The organism is Acinetobacter sp. HA (assembly GCF_000264725.1).
GTDB lineage: Bacteria > Pseudomonadota > Gammaproteobacteria > Pseudomonadales > Moraxellaceae > Acinetobacter > Acinetobacter schindleri.
Genome location: NZ_AJXD01000027.1, coordinates 1 through 18,053, shown reverse-complemented (window position 1 = coordinate 18,053; position 18,053 = coordinate 1). Strand labels below are relative to the sequence as shown.

The 18,053-nt window shown below is 42.0% G+C and carries 19 protein-coding genes; 12 read left to right on the top strand and 7 right to left on the bottom strand.

The genetic code is table 11. The features are described from left to right. Nucleotides 1–94 precede the first annotated feature (94 nt). A complete protein-coding gene (locus HADU_RS06880; RefSeq protein ID WP_004812380.1) occupies nt 95–496 on the bottom strand; it encodes a DUF3144 domain-containing protein in 402 nt (133 codons plus the stop codon). Nucleotides 497–606: 110 nt separating this feature from the next. Here HADU_RS06880 and HADU_RS06875 point away from each other — a divergent pair, with 110 nt between their 5' ends. Beyond that, on the top strand, nt 607–1,239 hold the full coding sequence (locus HADU_RS06875; RefSeq protein WP_008304746.1) for a hypothetical protein: 633 nt from the start codon (nt 607–609) through the stop codon (nt 1,237–1,239). A 12-nt stretch (nt 1,240–1,251) separates the two neighbouring features. Here the strand turns inward: HADU_RS06875 and HADU_RS06870 are convergent, their stop codons facing one another. Together HADU_RS06870 and HADU_RS06865 are read right to left on the bottom strand one after the other, a co-directional pair. Next, nucleotides 1,252–2,709, bottom strand: a complete 1,458-nt coding sequence (locus HADU_RS06870) for a CYTH and CHAD domain-containing protein (protein ID WP_008304743.1) — start codon at nt 2,707–2,709, stop codon at nt 1,252–1,254. Between the two features lie 160 nt (nt 2,710–2,869). Further along, the gene (locus HADU_RS06865) at nt 2,870–4,327 is read right to left on the bottom strand and encodes a CYTH domain-containing protein (RefSeq protein WP_008304741.1); all 1,458 of its coding nucleotides are present in this window, start codon (nt 4,325–4,327) and stop codon (nt 2,870–2,872) included. Nucleotides 4,328–4,661: 334 nt separating this feature from the next. Between HADU_RS06865 and HADU_RS06860 the strand changes: the two genes are divergently transcribed. Next, a complete protein-coding gene (locus tag HADU_RS06860; RefSeq protein WP_004812387.1) occupies nt 4,662–5,045 on the top strand; it encodes a DUF962 domain-containing protein in 384 nt (127 codons plus the stop codon). A gap of 6 nt (nt 5,046–5,051) precedes the next feature. Here the strand turns inward: HADU_RS06860 and HADU_RS06855 are convergent, their stop codons facing one another. Beyond that, a complete protein-coding gene (locus HADU_RS06855; RefSeq protein WP_004812390.1) occupies nt 5,052–5,267 on the bottom strand; it encodes a hypothetical protein in 216 nt (71 codons plus the stop codon). A 274-nt stretch (nt 5,268–5,541) separates the two neighbouring features. Between HADU_RS06855 and thiE the strand changes: the two genes are divergently transcribed. The 3 genes from thiE to HADU_RS06840 all read left to right on the top strand — a co-directional run bounded on the left by thiE (nt 5,542) and on the right by HADU_RS06840 (nt 8,092). Next, complete coding sequence (gene thiE / locus HADU_RS06850; protein ID WP_008304736.1) at nt 5,542–6,162, top strand: thiamine phosphate synthase; 621 nt, start codon at nt 5,542–5,544, stop codon at nt 6,160–6,162. Nucleotides 6,163–6,204: 42 nt separating this feature from the next. Beyond that, nucleotides 6,205–7,506 (top strand): glutamate-1-semialdehyde 2,1-aminomutase, encoded by a 1,302-nt coding sequence (gene hemL / locus HADU_RS06845; RefSeq protein WP_008304734.1) that lies wholly within the window; start codon nt 6,205–6,207, stop codon nt 7,504–7,506. A 169-nt stretch (nt 7,507–7,675) separates the two neighbouring features. Next, nucleotides 7,676–8,092, top strand: coding sequence for a GlcG/HbpS family heme-binding protein (locus HADU_RS06840; RefSeq protein ID WP_008304733.1), 417 nt, complete (start codon nt 7,676–7,678; stop codon nt 8,090–8,092). A 168-nt stretch (nt 8,093–8,260) separates the two neighbouring features. Here HADU_RS06840 and HADU_RS06835 read toward each other — a convergent pair whose 3' ends face one another. Beyond that, a complete protein-coding gene (locus HADU_RS06835) occupies nt 8,261–8,458 on the bottom strand; it encodes a hypothetical protein (RefSeq protein WP_004812396.1) in 198 nt (65 codons plus the stop codon). A gap of 280 nt (nt 8,459–8,738) precedes the next feature. On the opposite strand from HADU_RS06835, the gene HADU_RS06830 reads away from it, so the two are divergent. The 5 genes from HADU_RS06830 (at nt 8,739) to HADU_RS06810 (ending at nt 14,612) form a co-directional block, all read left to right on the top strand. After that, complete coding sequence (locus tag HADU_RS06830) at nt 8,739–9,449, top strand: phosphopantetheine-binding protein (RefSeq protein WP_008304729.1); 711 nt, start codon at nt 8,739–8,741, stop codon at nt 9,447–9,449. 130 nt (nt 9,450–9,579) lie between these two features. Further along, entirely contained in the window at nt 9,580–10,224 is a 645-nt protein-coding gene (locus HADU_RS06825) for an RluA family pseudouridine synthase (RefSeq protein ID WP_008304726.1), read from the top strand. Between the two features lie 142 nt (nt 10,225–10,366). After that, on the top strand, nt 10,367–13,204 hold the full coding sequence (rapA, locus tag HADU_RS06820) for an RNA polymerase-associated protein RapA (protein WP_008304725.1): 2,838 nt from the start codon (nt 10,367–10,369) through the stop codon (nt 13,202–13,204). Nucleotides 13,205–13,417: 213 nt separating this feature from the next. Then, nucleotides 13,418–13,684 (top strand): PAAR domain-containing protein, encoded by a 267-nt coding sequence (locus HADU_RS06815; protein ID WP_008304723.1) that lies wholly within the window; start codon nt 13,418–13,420, stop codon nt 13,682–13,684. 124 nt (nt 13,685–13,808) lie between these two features. After that, entirely contained in the window at nt 13,809–14,612 is an 804-nt protein-coding gene (locus tag HADU_RS06810; protein WP_008304721.1) for an alpha/beta fold hydrolase, read from the top strand. 57 nt (nt 14,613–14,669) lie between these two features. Here HADU_RS06810 and fabR read toward each other — a convergent pair whose 3' ends face one another. Then, a complete protein-coding gene (fabR, locus tag HADU_RS06805; RefSeq protein ID WP_004894263.1) occupies nt 14,670–15,350 on the bottom strand; it encodes an HTH-type transcriptional repressor FabR in 681 nt (226 codons plus the stop codon). 149 nt (nt 15,351–15,499) lie between these two features. On the opposite strand from fabR, the gene HADU_RS06800 reads away from it, so the two are divergent. Both HADU_RS06800 and HADU_RS06795 read left to right on the top strand, forming a co-directional pair. Further along, nucleotides 15,500–16,567, top strand: coding sequence for a ferredoxin reductase (locus HADU_RS06800; protein WP_008304718.1), 1,068 nt, complete (start codon nt 15,500–15,502; stop codon nt 16,565–16,567). A 14-nt stretch (nt 16,568–16,581) separates the two neighbouring features. After that, on the top strand, nt 16,582–17,676 hold the full coding sequence (locus HADU_RS06795) for a fatty acid desaturase family protein (protein WP_005221693.1): 1,095 nt from the start codon (nt 16,582–16,584) through the stop codon (nt 17,674–17,676). Between the two features lie 118 nt (nt 17,677–17,794). On the opposite strand, the gene HADU_RS06790 is transcribed toward HADU_RS06795, so the two are convergent. Continuing rightward, the coding region (locus HADU_RS06790) for an IS30 family transposase (RefSeq protein ID WP_008304715.1) at nt 17,795–18,053 on the bottom strand (259 nt) is incomplete at its 5' end.

Below are 18,053 nucleotides of genomic sequence, written 5' to 3'. Positions count from 1 at the left end.
CTTATTGCTATATAGAAGTAAAATAATACGGGCGTCAATGCAAAAAGTTGATCTAAAAATGCCAGGTATAAAAAAAGCCCCGAAGGGCTGAGCATTAATGATCGTGGTCATGATCATGTTTATGCTTGTTAGCATGGAATTCTTCGTTATGACGGAAGCGCAAATAGTTTTCGAACTGCTCGCAGTATTCATCATAATTGTCTTCCAGCATCATCTGGAACTGCTGAAGAATGTAAGACATCACCTGATCTTTGGCATCACGCATTTCATTGCCGTCTTTGAAATTGTTGGCTGCCACCCAGGTATTAAAACGGGCAGTTGCAAACAGCATCGAAGCGCTGACTTGACCACGCTTTTCTGCAGGATTGTCCTGAGAGCCTTTTTCTACGCGGCTAAACTCATTGGCTTGCTTGATAAATTCATCAGCACGTTCAAAGAATGCAGCATTTAACGCTTCTTCTTCGGTTACATCGGTCGCTTCAATCTTTTGAACCATGAATTTTTCCTGACACTAAAATCTTAATCGACTTATTATAGGCAAAGCCTTGCAGAAACTAAACCTTTGCCTTAATCTAAAAATAGCCTAAGCATAAAAATGTGATTCCCATGCAAGATGCAATTGCTGTACAAAGCCTAAAAAGTGACATTGCCTTATTACGTCAAAATATCTGGCCACCAGTCAATCTGACCAATGTTGAAGGACTACCAATTTATTATGGCAGCAAGTCGCAGGTGGAAGAATATTATCATCAGTGGACGGGTCTGATTGAAAGGGCGCAGGATCTGTTTCAGCCTTTTATGGAAGATGAAGTGCTGGATGCAGTTCATCTGCCTAGCCATTTAAATCTGCCATTATTCTATTTTCATGTCGATCGTATCCGGATCAATAAAACCCGCGCCAAAGAATCAAAAACTTTTCGCGGCATTGCCAGTCTGGTAGAAAAATGCGGTCAATTCGAGCCGGCACAGATTCAGGCGATGCAACGCTGGCTAGACAGTGATGAGACAGCAGCGCTGGTGGCACATCGGGAATTTGTCGATTTACGCACTTATGTGTTCCAGCATGGGCAAAGTGAATATACCCGGACTCGATTCTATGTGAATGGTATTGTTCTGAGCGTAGAGCAGAATTTCGAACTGGTAGATGCACGAGATAAGCCACGTAAACAGCGCAGTGACAGTTATAACGATCCGCTTGCCGATAACAATATCTGGAAAGTTTACGGTAAATATCGTTAAGTATTTACTGATCTATTTCTTCCAGAAAGGCTGTACCTGGGCAAATTGCTGTAACTCTGCCTGAATTTCCTTTTGCAGGCGCTGTTGCTCCGCATGTAACCAGCCCAGCACAAACCATGCTTTAGGCTTTCGTTTCACATAAGGTTGATATAGGCTTTCTGCAACATGCAGGTCATTATATTGACCCAGGCTTTCCTGTAGCGGTTTTAACGCTTTAAGATAATTTTTCACCTGTTTGGCTGGAAACAGGTTTTGCAGAAATTCGATGTTATAGCGTAAACGCTTTACCCGTTTACGGGTACGATGCTGATCCTCAATTGCCAGCTCACAAAACTGTTCAGCATCGGCACAGATCTGCTGATGTAATTTGCTTAGACGCTTATACAGTACACGAATATCTGTGGTGACCTGTTTAGGTTCTGCTTCACTATAACGCAGTAAGTCCAGTATCAGATAATTGGTTTCTGGTTCCCGGAACACCTGTTCTACATCGACATTTTCTTCTGTTGCCGGTGGTAAGCTCAGAATCGGTGATCCAGCAGCTTCAAGTTGTGGCAATAAGCTTTCAGCCAAGGCATCGCGATCACGTGCTGCACCGAGTTGCTGAAAAAGCTCAGTCAGTTGTTCCACCCAAATTGGAGGAATTTCTAGCTCATCGACATTAAAAAAGCGCAAGGCACTGCGCAGACGACGGATAGCGACCCGAGCTTGATGGATATGTTCACTGTCATAATGTTCAGTAGACAGCGCCGTCGCATTAGGAAGTAGGTGCTGCAAGGTATTTCTAATAATTTTCTGCAACATGCCATGTAGGTTATCATCCTTGCTTAATACCAGCGGCAGTTGATGTTGAGCAGGTGTAATGCTGCTGCCTTCAATCAAAGCATAGCCACGATCTGACTTGCTACGGCTGTCTAGCCATAAGTCATAACGTTGGATCCAGGGTTGTACAAATTCGATCAGTTCACTCAGCTGTCCCTGTTTGAGTTCAAATTCCAGCTCATAAATGGCAATAAATTCTGTACCATGCCGGATTTCACCTTGATCAAAAGCAATTTCAATCACACTGTTTTTATAGTTTTCTACATGAATAGAACGTTGCACTTCAGTTTCAAATTGCAGATGTAAAGGAATTTTTAGTGATCCTAATGCTTCTTTAAGCAGTTCACTGACTTCAGGATAATTTTTATAGTGTTTAAGGTCACATTGTTCAGGCTGTTCTTTTCCTAGCTCAAATTCCACCTCCAGACGCTCAAAAGGCTGTTTCCCAGGAGCTTTAAGGGTCTGTAGCCAGATTTCATTTTCCAGGCGCTGCCGTAAAGCAATGCCATGCTCGCGCAGCTGTAACTCAGTCGTATCAAAATAACGAGCCCAGAGATGATTACGCACTAGCGTTAAACTGATGAAGTCTTGTTGCAGCTGTGCGTGCATGTGGGAGGGAACTTGAAATTTGAGTTCGATTTCTGCCATCGGGTGCTCCTCCTCGATACGGCGTCTAATAATTATAATAGTGAATATAGCCCAAAGCGTTTGGAAAAGATAAGCTGCAAATGCAACAAAAAGCACCTCTGCGACTGAAGTGCTTTAGGATGGATTTTCTACAACTGCAATAAAACTTGATAAAGCGACTTTATTTTAAAAACTTGCGGCTTATCAGAAACTGTTCTGTGGCCTCTAGCAGTTTTTGTGCATAAACTTCCTGCTTTGCAGTCAGCCAGCCCAAGACAAACCAGTCACTGGCTTCAAGCTCAGTCTGCTGAATATAGACTGCTGAGGAGGCTAGAGTCTGGTATTCAGCTGCTGCCAGCTGCGCATCATTTAGCGCCTTACTGTATTTCTGTAGATTTTTCACATCATAAATTGAAGTCAGAATTGGAAAGCTGAACTTCAGTTCCTGAATACGCACCGCAAGTAGATCTAGTTGTTCAAAATCATGAATTTCAGTCTGGTTCATCTGCTCTTGTAAAGCTTTATATTGCTGTTGCAAAGTTGCCTGCGCTACGGTTTTTAAATCCTGTGTGCTTTTGACATCTTCTTTCAGGCTAAAGATCAGCAGTTCCAGATAGTGATGCACATTCTGTGTCGACTTCACCAGATTACCCAGTTTTTCCTTAGTATATAGAATATCTTTACTCAGGTTTTCTGCAGTAGTCGGATTCTGTAAAAAGGCGGCTAATGTGCTTTGCATATGCTGTAAATGCTGCAAGTGTTCAAACTGCTTCTTAAAAGCTTCCAGCTGATGTGCCCATTTATCCGAAATGCCAGAATGCCAGTTTTTAAATAACAGAACACTTAGATACAAATGCTCTAGCGCTTGCTGAGCCTGATCGATATGATCCTGTTCAGCTACCTGTGCCGAGATTGCTGCGATATTCGGCAGTAAATGCTGCATCTGCTGGGCAATCAGACTACATAAAGCTTTGGCTGCACTATCTTTTTTGCTGAGCTGGAATTCTTTTACCTGGGTTGCCGGACTGACTTTTTGCTGAGTTGCAAGCAGGTTACCGATTTCTGCTTTGCTGCGCACATCGAGCCATAGCTGATATTTCTTAACCCATTCAAAGCTAAATGCCAGCAATTGTTCAACTGAACCACTTTTTAGTTCGAATTCGACTTCATGGACTTCCTGTTCGGCATCTAGAGTACGGATCGCACCGATATCGAGGGCAACTTCAATTCCAGTGCCTTCATATTCAATCACGCGCAGGGTACGGGTGATATCCGTTTCAAACTGTAGCTTGAGCTGGCTGATCTGATCACCCAGTGCATTATTTAAAATTTGTTGCGCTTCTGGTGCAGCGGCATAAATATTCAGATCCAGTTCAGGTGCCCGTTCCAGTTCACCCAAGTCATGATTATGTTCAAAACGTTCAATATGGCTTTTACCGGCTGCTTTTAAGGTTTGTACCCAACGAGTGCCTTCCAGACGCTGACGGAGGGCTACGCCACTTTTTGAAAGCAGACGGTCTTCGGTGTCATAGTATTTGGCTTGTAGTTGAATCTGTTCGGACTTCTTCGGATCAAGTGCCTTTAACAGCGCAGTGCGGCGTGCTGCAGGAATCTGAAATTTAAGTTCAACTTCAACCATGATAAATATCCTGTTTGTACTGTCTATAAAGGTGATAGACAGAGCTGATGGTGCTTTGTATATGCTGTGGATGTGAGCACATATACGCTGCAATCATGTTTTTAATTTTTAAGTCGAAGATTGTAACTAAAATCATTTTTTTAGTAAGACTTGACCAGGCTAAAAAAATCATGAACCTGTTTAAATTGATAGAATTTATTCATGCCTAAGCAGTTGAAAGCATGCTAGATTCAAGGAAAATTAAACATAGCTGAGAAAGCTCACTGCATGAAATCGCACTTTTAAATGTTTAAATAATGCGCTAATGTGAAATTAAAAATATCAGGATGATGCCATGAATGCACAAGTAGAACCTAAAGCGAATCTGACGCTAGCAGTTAGCCAGCCAATGCCGATCCGTGATTATCATGAATTTTATCGATTTTATCTGACTGAACACCGCAATATTATGAGTCGCCGTCTGCATGTAGCAGGGAGCAGTATCGGGCTGTATTTCTTTAGCAAGGCGATCATACAGCGTAAACCTAAATATTTTCTTTATGGACTGGCATCGGGTTATGCCTGTGCTTGGATCGGACATTTTATTTTTGAGAAAAACAAGCCCGCTAGCTTTAAGCAGCCACTATATAGTTTTGTCTCGGATTGGCGTATGTTTGCTGATGTATTGCGTGGCAATATCAGCCTGATTAGTCGTGATCAGGACAAGATTCCAAGTTAAAACGGATTAAAAAATAAAAAAATGTATTGATGGGTCATCAAAATTACAGGAAAACGCTTGCAAGCTTAGAGTTAATGTTCTAATAATTAAGGCGTTGTCTAAAGGTAATATTTTACCAAAAGATATAGCAGCAAGAATTACACAGTTTTCCATGCCTGGAGTGACCTTCTCCGGGCTTTTTTTATGGCCAACATCCGGCAAGGTAAAATTATTACCTGACATTCTGCAATGCTCCTACAAATTGGGTGCATAAAAATCAGGGTATCAAATGAGTGATTCATAACTGATGATTATTTTTATGTGATTTATTTAAGTCAAATAGCAGATATAAATTATCCCTGAAATTATTAATTTTCCACATTAAATGAACTGGTTATTTTGATACTGCATTCCTTGTATTTATTTACTGAAAATATGTCGTTATATAAGTTTGCATGGTGTCATCATACTCTTGGTTATGCCTATAATAGCTGATGTATTTTGAATGGCGGCAGTCATGCGCGGTTTATATTTAATTACCAATGATGATCCAATTGAACTTCTTCTTGCGAAACTTGAAGGTGCGATGGCAACTTATGAAGTTGCAGTACTTCAGTATCGTCGTAAAAAAGTGGCGAAAGAAAATCAGGCTTATGAAATCGAATATATGAAACAAATGTGTGAACAATATAAAGTTCCATTTGTGATTAATGATGATTTAGAAACTGCGGTAAAATATGGCGTAGGTGTGCATTTGGGGCAGGGTGATGGTTCCATTCGGGAAGCTGTTGAACGGTTACCTAAAAATGTTTTGATTGGTCGTAGTTGCAACAACTCACTTGAGCTGGCTGAACAAGCCATTGCAGATGGTGCAAATTATGTGGCATTTGGCGCGATCTATGCCACTGATAGCAAACCTGAAGCGGGCAATATTGGCTTGGAAACTTTAAAACTGGCCAAGCAAAAATTAAATGTACCCATCTGTGCAATTGGTGGCTTAACTGTTGAAAACTCGAAAGAGGTGATTGGGGCAGGTGCGGATCTTTGTGCGGTTATTAACGATGTTTTAGGTCGTTCAATGTCTACTGTCGGTCAACGTGTGTATGACTGGTCAGAACTATTTGCTGAACAAGCTTAATTTTTTATTTCTTATCTTATTTTTTTGAGTTGAGTGATTTTCATGAGTTTATCTCCAAAGCAAGAACAACTATTTAAACAAGCCAATAAACATATTCCAGGTGGCGTAAACTCACCTGTACGTGCTTTTAACGGCGTAGGCGGTACGCCAGTCTTTATCGAGAAAGCACAAGGTGCTTATCTATACGATGTCGATGGTAAACGTTATGTGGACTATGTCGGTTCATGGGGGCCGATGATTTTGGGTCATGCGCATCCAGCTATTATTAAAGCTGTTCAGGATGCTGCGGTAGATGGCTTAAGCTTTGGTGCACCGACGGTTCATGAAACGACTTTGGCGGATATCATTTGCGATATCATGCCATCAATTGAACTGGTTCGTATGACCAACTCAGGTACTGAAGCAACGATGACTGCGATCCGTCTGGCACGTGGTTATACTGGCCGTGACAAGATCGTGAAGTTTGAAGGTTGTTACCACGGTCACTCGGATTCCTTACTGGTAAAAGCAGGTTCAGGGCTTTTGACCAAAGGCGAGGGCGAAGCGACTTCTGCGGGCGTACCAGCGGACTTTGCAAAACATACTTTAACACTTCCATACAATGACATCGCTACCTTAAAAGAATGCTTTGCCAAGTTCGGTTCTGAAATTGCGGGTGTGATTGTTGAACCTGTGGCAGGTAACATGAACCTGGTGAAACCGATTGACGGTTTCTTGCAAGCCATTCGTGATGTATGTGATGAGCATGGTTCAGTTTTCATTATTGATGAAGTGATGACAGGTTTCCGTGTGGGTCTTGGTGGCGCGCAAGCACATTATGGCGTAACTCCTGACTTAACCACTTTAGGTAAAATCATCGGTGCAGGTCTGCCAGTGGGTGCATTCGGAGGTAAACGTGAAGTGATGGAATGCATCGCACCGCTTGGTAAGGTGTATCAAGCAGGTACTTTGTCAGGTAACCCACTGGCAATGCGTGCTGGTATCGAGATGTTTAAGCATCTGCGTGAACCGGGCTTCTATGAAAAACTGACTGCGCAACTTGAGAAACTGCTGGTTGGTTTACAAGCTGCTGCGGATGAAGCTGGTATTCCATTCAAGACCCAACAAGTCGGTGGTATGTTTGGTCTATACTTTACTGATCAAGAAGACATCACCAGCTTCGATTCAATGTTGAAATGCGATGTCGATGCTTTCCGTAAATTCTTCCATGGGATGCTCAATCGTGGCGTAAATCTGGCGCCATCAGCATTTGAAGCTGGCTTTATTTCTGCTGCACACAGCGATGAAGATATTGCCTATACCATTCAAGCAGCAAAAGAAACTTTTGCTGAGATGAAAGGCTAAATTTTAAATCCTCCCTAACCCTCTCTTGGGCTTCATTTTATAAGCAATTTATAAGCAATGCTTTTAATATTCGCTCAGGAGAGGGTATTCATCGTTGTAAATAAAGATCACACCTCTCCCTAACCCTCCCCTAAAAGGAGAGGGAAGCTTCAGTTAATTTGAGATCAAAATGCAAACCAAACATTATTTGACTTTAAGTGATGCAGAATTTTTATTAGATCAAGCCCATCAATATGCGATTCAGAATAGCTTTAATGTCAGCATTGCGGTGGTGGATGAAACGGGTAATTTACTTGCGATGAAGCGTATGGATAGTGCTTCACCTATGACAGCAAACCTGTGTCTGGAAAAAGCACGTTGTTCTGCAATCAGTCGCCGTCCATCCAAGCTTTTTGAAGATATTATTAAAGGCGGCCAAATGGGCTTTCTGACAATGGATACCTTCTCGGGTATGTTGGAAGGTGGTGAGCCGATTCTGTATCAAGGGCAGTTGGTGGGTGCGATGGGTGTATCTGGTGTAAAGTCATTTGAAGATGCGGAGATTGCACAGGTGGCGATTGAGAAGTTTTTGGCGCAGCTAAGCTAATTCAAAATAGAAATTGATTAACTCAATTCAATAAATTGTTCCAAAATGAAGCGTGGAACGTGAAATATCAAATAAAAGCCCAATCGGTAATGAGGGGGGTTTTCTATATAAAATAAAAATCGTATTTCATGTCAAGTTTATTATATTAATTTTAGAAAAAGTTTAAATTTACCTTTCGAATATTTGGCCTATTTCTAGTCTAGTGTAACCACGTTCTTTAAAGATCAAAACAATAGCTTGTCTATAATCTTCAGAAGTAGAAGTTCTATATTTATTAATTAATTGCTGCTCAGAATTAAGCTGGAGGTCATTTTTTATCGTCAATACTTCTGTAGAGACTTTATTAAAAATCTTGAAATTCAACATACAGGCGCTCTTTATCATTATTGTAGCGGCCCGACTACAACACACACCTGCCTTAGCTTAGCTAGACACCCTTAGTGACAAGGATTACAAATTAAAAAAGAATCTGCAAGTTTTTCTAAAGATGGAGCATGAATAATTTACTAAATTTATGTCTATTTAATATAAGGGTGTTATATGAAATTAGTTCAATAAATGTTTGTACAATCAAAATTTTTTCAAATTGAGACTAGACTAAAATAGCATGAATCCTCATGCCATTTTGTATTTATAAGAGTTTACTATGCTGTACCCAATGCCTAAAAAAATCCAACTCGCACCATCTCAAGCCAAATGGCAATTGGCATCAGCACAATCTGTTTTAGTTCTTGTAGGCTTACAAAATCTACGCATGATACAGGGCATTCAAGACAGTGTGCTTATGCACAACCTGATTCAAATCAGCAACAAAGCCAAAGCACTCGATATTCCCATTGTTGATCTGTACGGTGATGATCTGATTCAAGGTATGCAGCAACTCGGTGAATATGCCTCAACCCATCCACAGTTAATCTTTGCAGGCACAATCACCCCAATGTTGAAACAAATCCTGCCACATTTACAAAGTGTGACTGAGCAAATTTGCGTGATTGATGATGCGATCCTATTGCCAAATCAGGAACAGCATATCCAGTGGATTGATAATATTTCGGCACAAGGCTTGCATCATATGAATAGTTATAGCTTGACCCGATTATGGAATCTGAGTGCGCCAGCAGAATATGTGTTGTCGAGCAAAGGTATTATGTTAGCAGTAGCTGAACAGCTGGATATGGATGCACTAAATATTGATCCACATGTAGATTTAAGACAATACGGACTAGACTCGATCGCTGTGGTAAGCCTGGTTGGTGTGTGGCGCGCTAATGGTGCAAATATCCGTTATGAAGATGTTTATGAATATCCTTCACTAGAAGAACTGGTGAGTTTTGTTCTGCAATCAACACGCAGATAAGCACGAATTGGGTAATTTTCTTAATATAATCGGAAATTTCATCGGCAATTACAGAAAACGACATTGTAATTCTGTGCCAAGCTTTCTATCATTGCCGCCTTGTTTTGCGCGATCAGCCAGGGATTGAACTTTGAGCAATTTTCTAACCGAACATCTGATTCATCGTGATGACGATTTTATGGTCATTCATAAACCGGCAGGTTTACTCACGGTACCCGGTAAAACAGAAGATTTGCAAGATTGCCTGATTAACAGATTAGTAGAATTAGAACCAAAAACACTGCTTATTCATCGTCTCGATCGGGACACTTCAGGAATTCTGGTCTTTGCCTTAAGCCGTGAAGGACAAAAATCTATTTCGCGCCAGTTTCAGGAACGCCAAACCGATAAAACCTATCAAGCTATTGTAGCCGGAACATTAGACGGTGAAGGTACTGTCGATATACCGGTGATCTATGATCCAAGCCGTCCACCATTACATGTTGCTGAACCAAATCATAATAAGCCCGCATTGACCCACTGGCAGGCAGTCGAGCATTTTGAAATTCAGGGACAGCCCGTTACTCGCGTCAAACTGACACCCATTACCGGCCGTTCACATCAGCTCCGTGTACACATGCAGTATCTCGGTCATCCAATTATTGGCGATACTTTATATGCTACAGTGCAACAGCAACAGTTGATGCCACGCCTGTGCCTGCATGCAGAACAGCTCAGTTTTATTCATCCTAAAAATGCAGAAAAAGTCGAGTTTCATTGCCCGGCACCATTCTAGGAAATACTCGTTTAATCGTCGTTATTGATGCCCACTTTTGGTGGGCTTTGTGTCAAAATATATTGCTTAAAGATGTGAAATTTTGCTCAAATGATGTGTTATTTTTGAGCATAATCTTTACAGTCTTGTACTTAAGATAAAGGTGGAAAAATTGCAGCAGTTTGCTATTGGTCAACGTTGGTTATCAGATACTGAAACAGAACTCGGTCTGGGGGTTCTCATTGATGTTGATGAGCGATCGGTCAGTATTTTATTCCCGAAAAGCGACGAAACCCGTGTCTATGCACGTAGCAATGCGCCTTTGTCTCGTATCATTTTTAATGTAAATGATGAACTGCAAGACCAGGAAGGCAATACCTGGACAGTTGAATCTTTTGAAGATCGCAACGGCGTGGTGCGCTATCAGGTTGTACGTACTTTAAGTGATGGTACTGAGGAACGTAAAGCTCTGAATGAAACCCGTATTGGTGCAACCATTCAACTGTCTAAGCCATTAGACCGTTTGCTGGCTAGCCAAATTGATTATAAAGAATGGTATGATCTGCGTATTGAAGCTATGCTCATGCAAGCCAATATGCAAAGCAGCCCGTTACGTGGTCTGGTTGGCTCACGTGTAGGCTTGATTCCGCATCAGCTGTATATCGCACACGAAGTCGGTAAACGTTTTGCACCGCGTGTATTGCTGGCGGATGAAGTAGGTCTGGGTAAAACCATTGAAGCCGGTTTGATCATTCACCAACAGTTAAAAACTGGCCGTTCTGAACGTATTCTGATTCTGGTACCAGATTCACTGCAATATCAGTGGATGATTGAAATGCGCCGTCGTTTCAATCTGGAATTCTCACTATTTGATTTAACCCGTACTGCATCGATCAAAGAACACGATCCTGATCTAAATCCGTTCCTGACTGAACAGCGCATTATTGCTTCTATTGACCTGATGATTGATCACGAAGACCTGCGTGAGCAGGCGCTTGAAGCTGGTTTCGATCTTCTTGTTGTCGATGAAGCCCATCATTTGATGTGGAGTGAAGAAGAGGGTGGTAACGACCGTTACGATCTGGTTGAAGAACTATCTGAAAAAACACCAGGCGTATTATTGTTAACGGCAACACCTGAACAGCTGGGTGTGGAATCGCACTTTGCGCGTTTACGTTTGCTGGATCCACAACGTTTCAGTTCATTAGACCGTTTCCTGGATGAAGAAGCACAATATCAGCAGACTGCAAAAATTGCTGAAGTGCTAATGTCAGATATGCCACTTGAAGAAGGGCATCTGGCAGCACTTGAAGGTCTGCTTGGTCATCGTATTGAAGATAACCCTGAGCAACGTTTCCGTGCGATTCACGAACTGCTAGACCGCCATGGAACAGGTCGTATCCTGTTCCGTAATACCCGTGAAGCCATTCAGGGCTTCCCGGGGCGGGACTGCCAGCCAGCACCATTACCAGCACCTGAAAACTGGTCTAAAGATGGCAAGTTACGTGAGCAAATGTGGCCAGAAGAATCACAGCTTGATGGTTCCTGGATGGAATCAGACCCACGTGTAATGTGGTTGATGGAAAAACTCCGCGCTGATCTCAAACACAAAAAAGTGCTTTTGATTGCGCGTAGTGGTCCAGTAGTAGAAGCACTGGAAAATGTGCTACGTCTTCATGCTGGTATCCGTACTGCGATGTTCCATGAAGGCATGAGCCTGCTGGAACGTGACCAGGCAGCAGCTTATTTCGCTGAAGAGTCTTATGGTGCGCAGATTTTACTGTGTTCAGAAATTGGTTCTGAAGGCCGTAACTTCCAGTTTGCTTCTGACCTGATCCTATTTGACTTGCCAGCAAATCCAGATGTGCTTGAGCAGCGTATCGGTCGTCTGGATCGTATCGGTCAGGAAAATCGTATCCAGATCTATGTACCTTATCTGGTCGGTACTGCACAAGAGCGTATGTTCCGCTGGTATAACGAAGCACTGAATATTTTCAGCAATATTTCGCCAACTGCGCAAACATTGCAAGAAAACTTCATTATTGAATTAAAAGACTGTTTACTTGCTGATAAAGGTCAGGCTTTTGAAGACCTGCTAGAAGAAGTGACCGTACAACGTCAGGCGCTGGAAGCAGAACTGCAAGAAGGCCGTGACCGTCTGTTGGAATACAACTCTTGCCGTCCAATGGTGGCACAGGAAATCGTCACTGCGCTTGAAGACTATGACGATAATACGACTTTGCCAATGTTCATGAAGCGCTTTATGGCATCGACCAACATTGATTTTGATGAGCAAAGTAATGGTACGGTGATTATCAAGCCAACCGATCAAATGCAGGTGCAAGGTCTGACTCTGGATGAAGAGGGCATGACTGCAACTTTCTATCGTGATCAGGCACAAATCCGTGAAGATGCTCAATACTTGACGCTTGAACATCCATTCACTGAAAGTGTGATGGAAATGATCAATACACAAGGATTTGGTAGTACCAATGTTGCGGTGTTGAAGTCTGCTGCATTGCCACAAGGTTCAGTATTGCTTGAAGTCTGGTTTAAAGTGGATGTCGTGGCACCGAAAGCACTGAACTTACCATCAAGCTTGCCACAACAATTGGTTCGGGTATTGCTGAGCGAAAAAGGTCAGGATCTGTCGCAAAAAATTGCACCAGAAATCCTGAAGCCATACTTGCATCATCTGGATGGCAATAGCTGCCGTCAGGTCGTAAAAGCGCGTCGTGAAGTAATTGAAGCACGTTATCAACAGGCACTGGAACTGGCTCGTGCTGCTTTGCCGCAATTCAAGCAACAGGCGAAGGAAGTCTATGGCAGCAAATGGCAATATGAAATTGACCGTCTGACTTACCTGAAACAGTTCAACCCAAGCATCCGTGAAGATGAAATTTCTCGTCTGCAAAAACTGCAGAAAGAAGGTTTAAGCTTACTGGATGGTCTGTCTGTAACCCCAGAAGCAATTCAGGTGATGGTGGTGGTTAAACCATAACAATCATCTAAGAAAAGGCAGCCTTCGGGCTGTTTTTTTTTATGGCTATTTTTCTACAAGAAATCTGAATTGAAATTATGAGGATTTATATGATTAAAACTATTTCATTTAGATAAGAATATTTATTTGAAGATATGAGCTGTCAGTAAATGGTTGTTGTTAAAAATCATCTTCGGTTAAAATGGTAAAAAACCATAACAAGAAATCAAAATAATGTCTCAGGCGTTTATTACTCTAGGCTCGCACACTTCACATGGTGGTGTAGTTGCCGAAGCGGAAAATTCTGTATTAATTCACGGCATCGCTGTGCATTTGCAAGGCATGAAGCATTACTGTCCCAAGTGCAATAGCGTGGTGACCGCCATTGCCAAAAATCAATCCATTACTGTTTTAGGGCGGGCGGTGATTGTCGCAGGTGACAAAGCCAGTTGTGGCGCCCAGTTTCTGGCAAATCAGCATCTGACAGTTTCGCAAAAATAATCCAGCTGCTTTTATCCTTCATTCGGTGACTTCAAGGTCATGCTTTGGAAGAATATGTGCTCATTTTTAGTCATCTTTAAGGTTAAGCTTGCAGACATCATGGATTGAAAAACTATATAACCGCATGAAGCCAGCCTTACATTTTACCCATGCCAACGGCATTCCATCAGCGACTTATCGGAAGTTCCTGAACGGTTTTCAGGATGAATATACAGTTAAAAGTATTCCTTTGATCGGCATGAATCCAGATTATCCAATTACCACAGACTGGCGTTATTTGGTGGATGAGGTGATTGCCGATATTGAACAGCAATTTTCAGGACAATCAGTGATTGGACTTGGGCACTCTTTTGGCGGTTTGGTTACGATGATGGCAGCTTATAAAAAGCCAGCTTTATTTTCTAAGCTCATCATTATGGATCCGCCTTTTGTGATTGGGAAAAACAGTGCGTTATTTGAACTGGTGAAAAAGCTCAATTTAAAAAGTATTGATCGCTTTACTCCGGCAGGTATTACTTTAAAGCGTAAAGACCACTGGTCATCTCAGCTGGACGCGGTGGAAGCGCTGAGATCGAATCGCCTGTTTAAGCATTTTGATGAACAGTGTTTTCAGGACTATATCGACAGTGGAATTGTTGAAGATCAACAGCGCGGTGGCGTAACTTTAAAAATTCCAAAACAGGTTGAAGCAGAAATCTTTCGGACAGTTCCGGCCTGGTGGTGGCGTACCCCGCGTAAAGCACCGCAAGTTCCCATTCACCTCATCACTGCAGAACAGAGCCAGTTCTATCAACAGGGTCTACCGCAAGGCTTAAAGAAAATTTATCAAATTGATTATTCAGTCTTGCCAGGTGGACATATGTTTCCACTGGAACAGCCAAAACAGGTAGCTGAATATGTAAAAGCCAAACTGAAAACTTTGGGATAATATCGAATAAAAAGAGATGATCGGTATCTCTTTTTATTTAGCTTGTATTCATCAAGATTAACGGATTTGAGACTGATCGAGATGTCGAGCACCTTCCAAAATCATGCGTATCATGATCATGGTCTGCTCAGCAATTTCCTGACGTTCATCAGCTGGCATATCTATCACTTTGGCACCCATGTTAAATACCAGCTGGGTAATCGCTTTGGCAGCAATATCCGGATAGAGCAGACGGCTTTTATTTAGTCTTTCCAGACGTACCAGGTCTTCCTGTAATTCCTGCTGAAAATACTGGAGTTGACGTTCTACCGCCTGTTTATATGATTGTGAACCAGTATAGCCTTCACGGAGTAACAAACTCAGGTTGCCTTCATCAGCATCTAACTGGGCAATAAATACTTCTACTGAACTACGAATAATACTGTTCTGTTTCGATGCCTTTAAACGCGATTCATTCAGAATCTTACGCAATACCAGACCGGCACGGTCAATCAGTTCAATTGCCAGTTCATCGATATCTTTAAAGTGACGATAAAAGCTGTTCGGTGCAATACCGGCTTCGCGTGCTACTTCACGCAGGCTTAAAGAGGCAATACTTTTTTGTGGGCCAATCAGATTCAAGGCTGCCTGAAACAGTTCTTCTTTGGTAATGGTCGCCTTACGCCCCACGCTGCGTACAATGATCGGTTCATCAATGTTCTTTGTTTTGAGTAGGGAAGCGTCACTGCTTATTTTCATTGAAGACTCGTCATGTATTGGATATGAGGCATTCCAGTATTATAGCGAAGCCCAGCAAACTTGTGAAATGAATAGAAACAATACAGGTGTATATACAAATATATATACATGTGTATAATAATTCAAAACCCAACAAGATTGCTATGAAGATGCAGGTACTCGCAAAACGTAAATCGCCGATCGATTTCTTTAAAGAAAGCGTGATTGATCAGCATGCGATTAATTTCTGGATGCAGAAATTTAACCCACTCTGGTCGTTGAACCAGCCATTGGGCAAGATTGTGCATAAAGAAAATGCTGCCCAGGATATGGTCAGCCTGAAAATTCAGGTCAATCGCTTGTTCAAATTTGGCGAAGCGGGCCAGCATCATCCAGTTTACGTTGTGGTAAATGGTATTCGTTACGAGCGTAGCTATAGTCTGACGCAGCTAGATCAGCAACATGTGTTACTGACCATCAAGAAAGTTGAAGATGGTAAGGTAAGTCATTGGGCGGCAAATATCGCTCAAGTTGGTGACATTATTGAATTCGGTTTGCCATTTGGTGATATGACTTTAGCTGTTGAAGCAACACCAATGCTGTTGTTGGCAGCGGGTAGTGGTATTACACCTATGCTGAGTTTGCTCGAAGCATTGAGCAAGACTGGCAAGCTGAGTCAACAGCCAGTACAGCTTCTGTACTGGGTAAAGCATTATCAAGATGTCGCATTCAAATCACGTTTTGAAGAATTTGCTGCGCAGTATCCAAACTTTAGCTTTAAAGTATTCGCGACTCAGGAACAACCGGCTGCGGAACGCTTGAATCAAAGTCATCTGACCGATCTTCAAAATATTGATCAGACAACAGTCTATGCTTGCGGTCCATCAGGTTTTGTCGCTCAGGCAGAAATACTGTTTGCTCATGCCAAAGTATTTAAGTCTGAAGCTTTCAGCATGAGTCTGGACGATAACACTGAAACAGGCTTTGTGAATGTCACACTGACGCAATCTAATAAAGTTGTTAGCATTCCAAAAGGTCAGTCTATTCTGGCGAGTCTGGAACAGCAAAATATTAAACCGAACCACGGCTGTCGTATGGGTATTTGTAATAAATGCGCTTGCAATAAAGTTGAAGGTTCTACCAAAAATTTAGTCAATGGCGCACAAAATAAAGAACCAGGAAATCTCCTGAAAATTTGTGTGAATTCAGCGCAGACTGACCTTGTCATCGACCTATAAGCGAGTTGATCACTATGAATATGCCAGTAAAATTTCAGTATTTTAAAAATCCGAAAAACCGTGAACTGACACAGACAGAATTGGACGAACTTGCGCGTGAACTTGATGCGATCAAGCAGGAAGTGCTAGATGACTTGGGCGAGAAAGACGCGAAATATATCCGTCGTGTCTATTCTGCAATTCGTTACTCTTCTATTGCGGGTCGTGCGTTATTGTTCGCAGGCTGGTTCCCTCCAGCATGGATTTTAGGTACAGGTCTGCTTGGTTTTGCCAAAATCATGGAAAATATGGAGTTGGGTCATAATGTCATGCACGGTCAGTACGACTGGATGAATGATCCTAAGATGAATGGCCAGACTTATGAATGGGACATTGTGGGTACTTCTGACAACTGGCGTCAAACCCATAACTTTAAGCATCATACCTATACCAATATTAAAGGTATGGATGATGATATCGGCTATGGTCTGGTTCGTCTGTTCCCTGAACAACGCTGGAAACCGGGTTATTTATTGCAACCGATTTACAGCATTCCATTCTGCCTGTTGTTCCAATGGGGCGTAGCGATTCAAAACCTGGAACTGGGTAAATATTTCAAGGGTCGTAAAACCAAGGAACAGACCAAAGAAGAATGGAAACCAATGCAGCGTAAAATTACCAAGCAGCTGTTTAAGGACTATATCTTCTTCCCATTAATTGCAGGTCCTGCTGCATTGCCGGTGTTTGCTGGTAATATGGTGGCAAATGGTATCCGTAACGTTTGGACATTTAGTATTATTTTCTGCGGTCACTTTACCAAGGATGTTGAAGTATTCCCGAAATCAGTACTGGAAAACGAAAGCCGTGGTCACTGGTATATGCGCCAGATTCGTGGTTCATCGAATCTGACAGGCTCTGAAGCATTTCATATTCTGACTGGTCACTTGAGCCATCAGATTGAGCATCATTTATACCCTGATGTACCTGCACGTCGTTATCGTCAAATGGCGCCAAAAGTTCAGGCAGTCTGTGAGAAATATGGTCTGAACTACAACAATGCCAGTCTGGTAAAACAGTACGGCAGCGTGATCAAGCGTATTGTGAAATATGCTTTTCCGTTTAAAAAATAAGTTTAGATGATTTAATAGAAAACCACTTCAATTGAAGTGGTTTTTTTATTCTTTTAATTATATTTTCAGTCTTGAACATGGCTACGTAAAATCCGAATGAGATTGATATAGGGCGAATTCAAACATGAGGTGCGACAGTTTCAAAAGCCATATGATAATCAACAAGCTGAGCAAATTTCTCTAATGGTGTAAGCCAATCTAACGCCTTTCTAGGACGAGTATTCAGTGACATGGCAACTTGATTTAAATAATGCTGATCTGCCTGATTTAAATCAATCCCTTTAGGTAAATATTGCCTAATTAAACCATTCATATTTTCGCATGTGCCTTTTTGCCAAGGTGAATGTGGGTCACAGAAATATACATCTATGCCTAAA

Excerpts from the sequence above, each read along its gene's own strand:
- HADU_RS06880 (WP_004812380.1), bottom strand. The coding sequence starts at position 496 with ATGGTTCAAAAGATTGAAGCGACCGATGTAACCGAAGAAGAAGCGTTA.
- HADU_RS06830 (WP_008304729.1), top strand. The coding sequence starts at position 8,739 with ATGCTGTACCCAATGCCTAAAAAAATCCAACTCGCACCATCTCAAGCC.
- HADU_RS06835 (WP_004812396.1), bottom strand. The coding sequence starts at position 8,458 with ATGTTGAATTTCAAGATTTTTAATAAAGTCTCTACAGAAGTATTGACG.
- thiE (WP_008304736.1), top strand. The coding sequence starts at position 5,542 with ATGCGCGGTTTATATTTAATTACCAATGATGATCCAATTGAACTTCTT.
- HADU_RS06815 (WP_008304723.1), top strand. The coding sequence starts at position 13,418 with ATGTCTCAGGCGTTTATTACTCTAGGCTCGCACACTTCACATGGTGGT.
- HADU_RS06870 (WP_008304743.1), bottom strand. The coding sequence starts at position 2,709 with ATGGCAGAAATCGAACTCAAATTTCAAGTTCCCTCCCACATGCACGCA.
- hemL (WP_008304734.1), top strand. The coding sequence starts at position 6,205 with ATGAGTTTATCTCCAAAGCAAGAACAACTATTTAAACAAGCCAATAAA.
- HADU_RS06810 (WP_008304721.1), top strand. The coding sequence starts at position 13,809 with ATGAAGCCAGCCTTACATTTTACCCATGCCAACGGCATTCCATCAGCG.
- HADU_RS06855 (WP_004812390.1), bottom strand. The coding sequence starts at position 5,267 with ATGTCAGGTAATAATTTTACCTTGCCGGATGTTGGCCATAAAAAAAGC.
- HADU_RS06800 (WP_008304718.1), top strand. The coding sequence starts at position 15,500 with ATGCAGGTACTCGCAAAACGTAAATCGCCGATCGATTTCTTTAAAGAA.
- HADU_RS06860 (WP_004812387.1), top strand. The coding sequence starts at position 4,662 with ATGAATGCACAAGTAGAACCTAAAGCGAATCTGACGCTAGCAGTTAGC.
- HADU_RS06840 (WP_008304733.1), top strand. The coding sequence starts at position 7,676 with ATGCAAACCAAACATTATTTGACTTTAAGTGATGCAGAATTTTTATTA.
- fabR (WP_004894263.1), bottom strand. The coding sequence starts at position 15,350 with ATGAAAATAAGCAGTGACGCTTCCCTACTCAAAACAAAGAACATTGAT.
- HADU_RS06875 (WP_008304746.1), top strand. The coding sequence starts at position 607 with ATGCAAGATGCAATTGCTGTACAAAGCCTAAAAAGTGACATTGCCTTA.
- HADU_RS06865 (WP_008304741.1), bottom strand. The coding sequence starts at position 4,327 with ATGGTTGAAGTTGAACTTAAATTTCAGATTCCTGCAGCACGCCGCACT.
- HADU_RS06795 (WP_005221693.1), top strand. The coding sequence starts at position 16,582 with ATGAATATGCCAGTAAAATTTCAGTATTTTAAAAATCCGAAAAACCGT.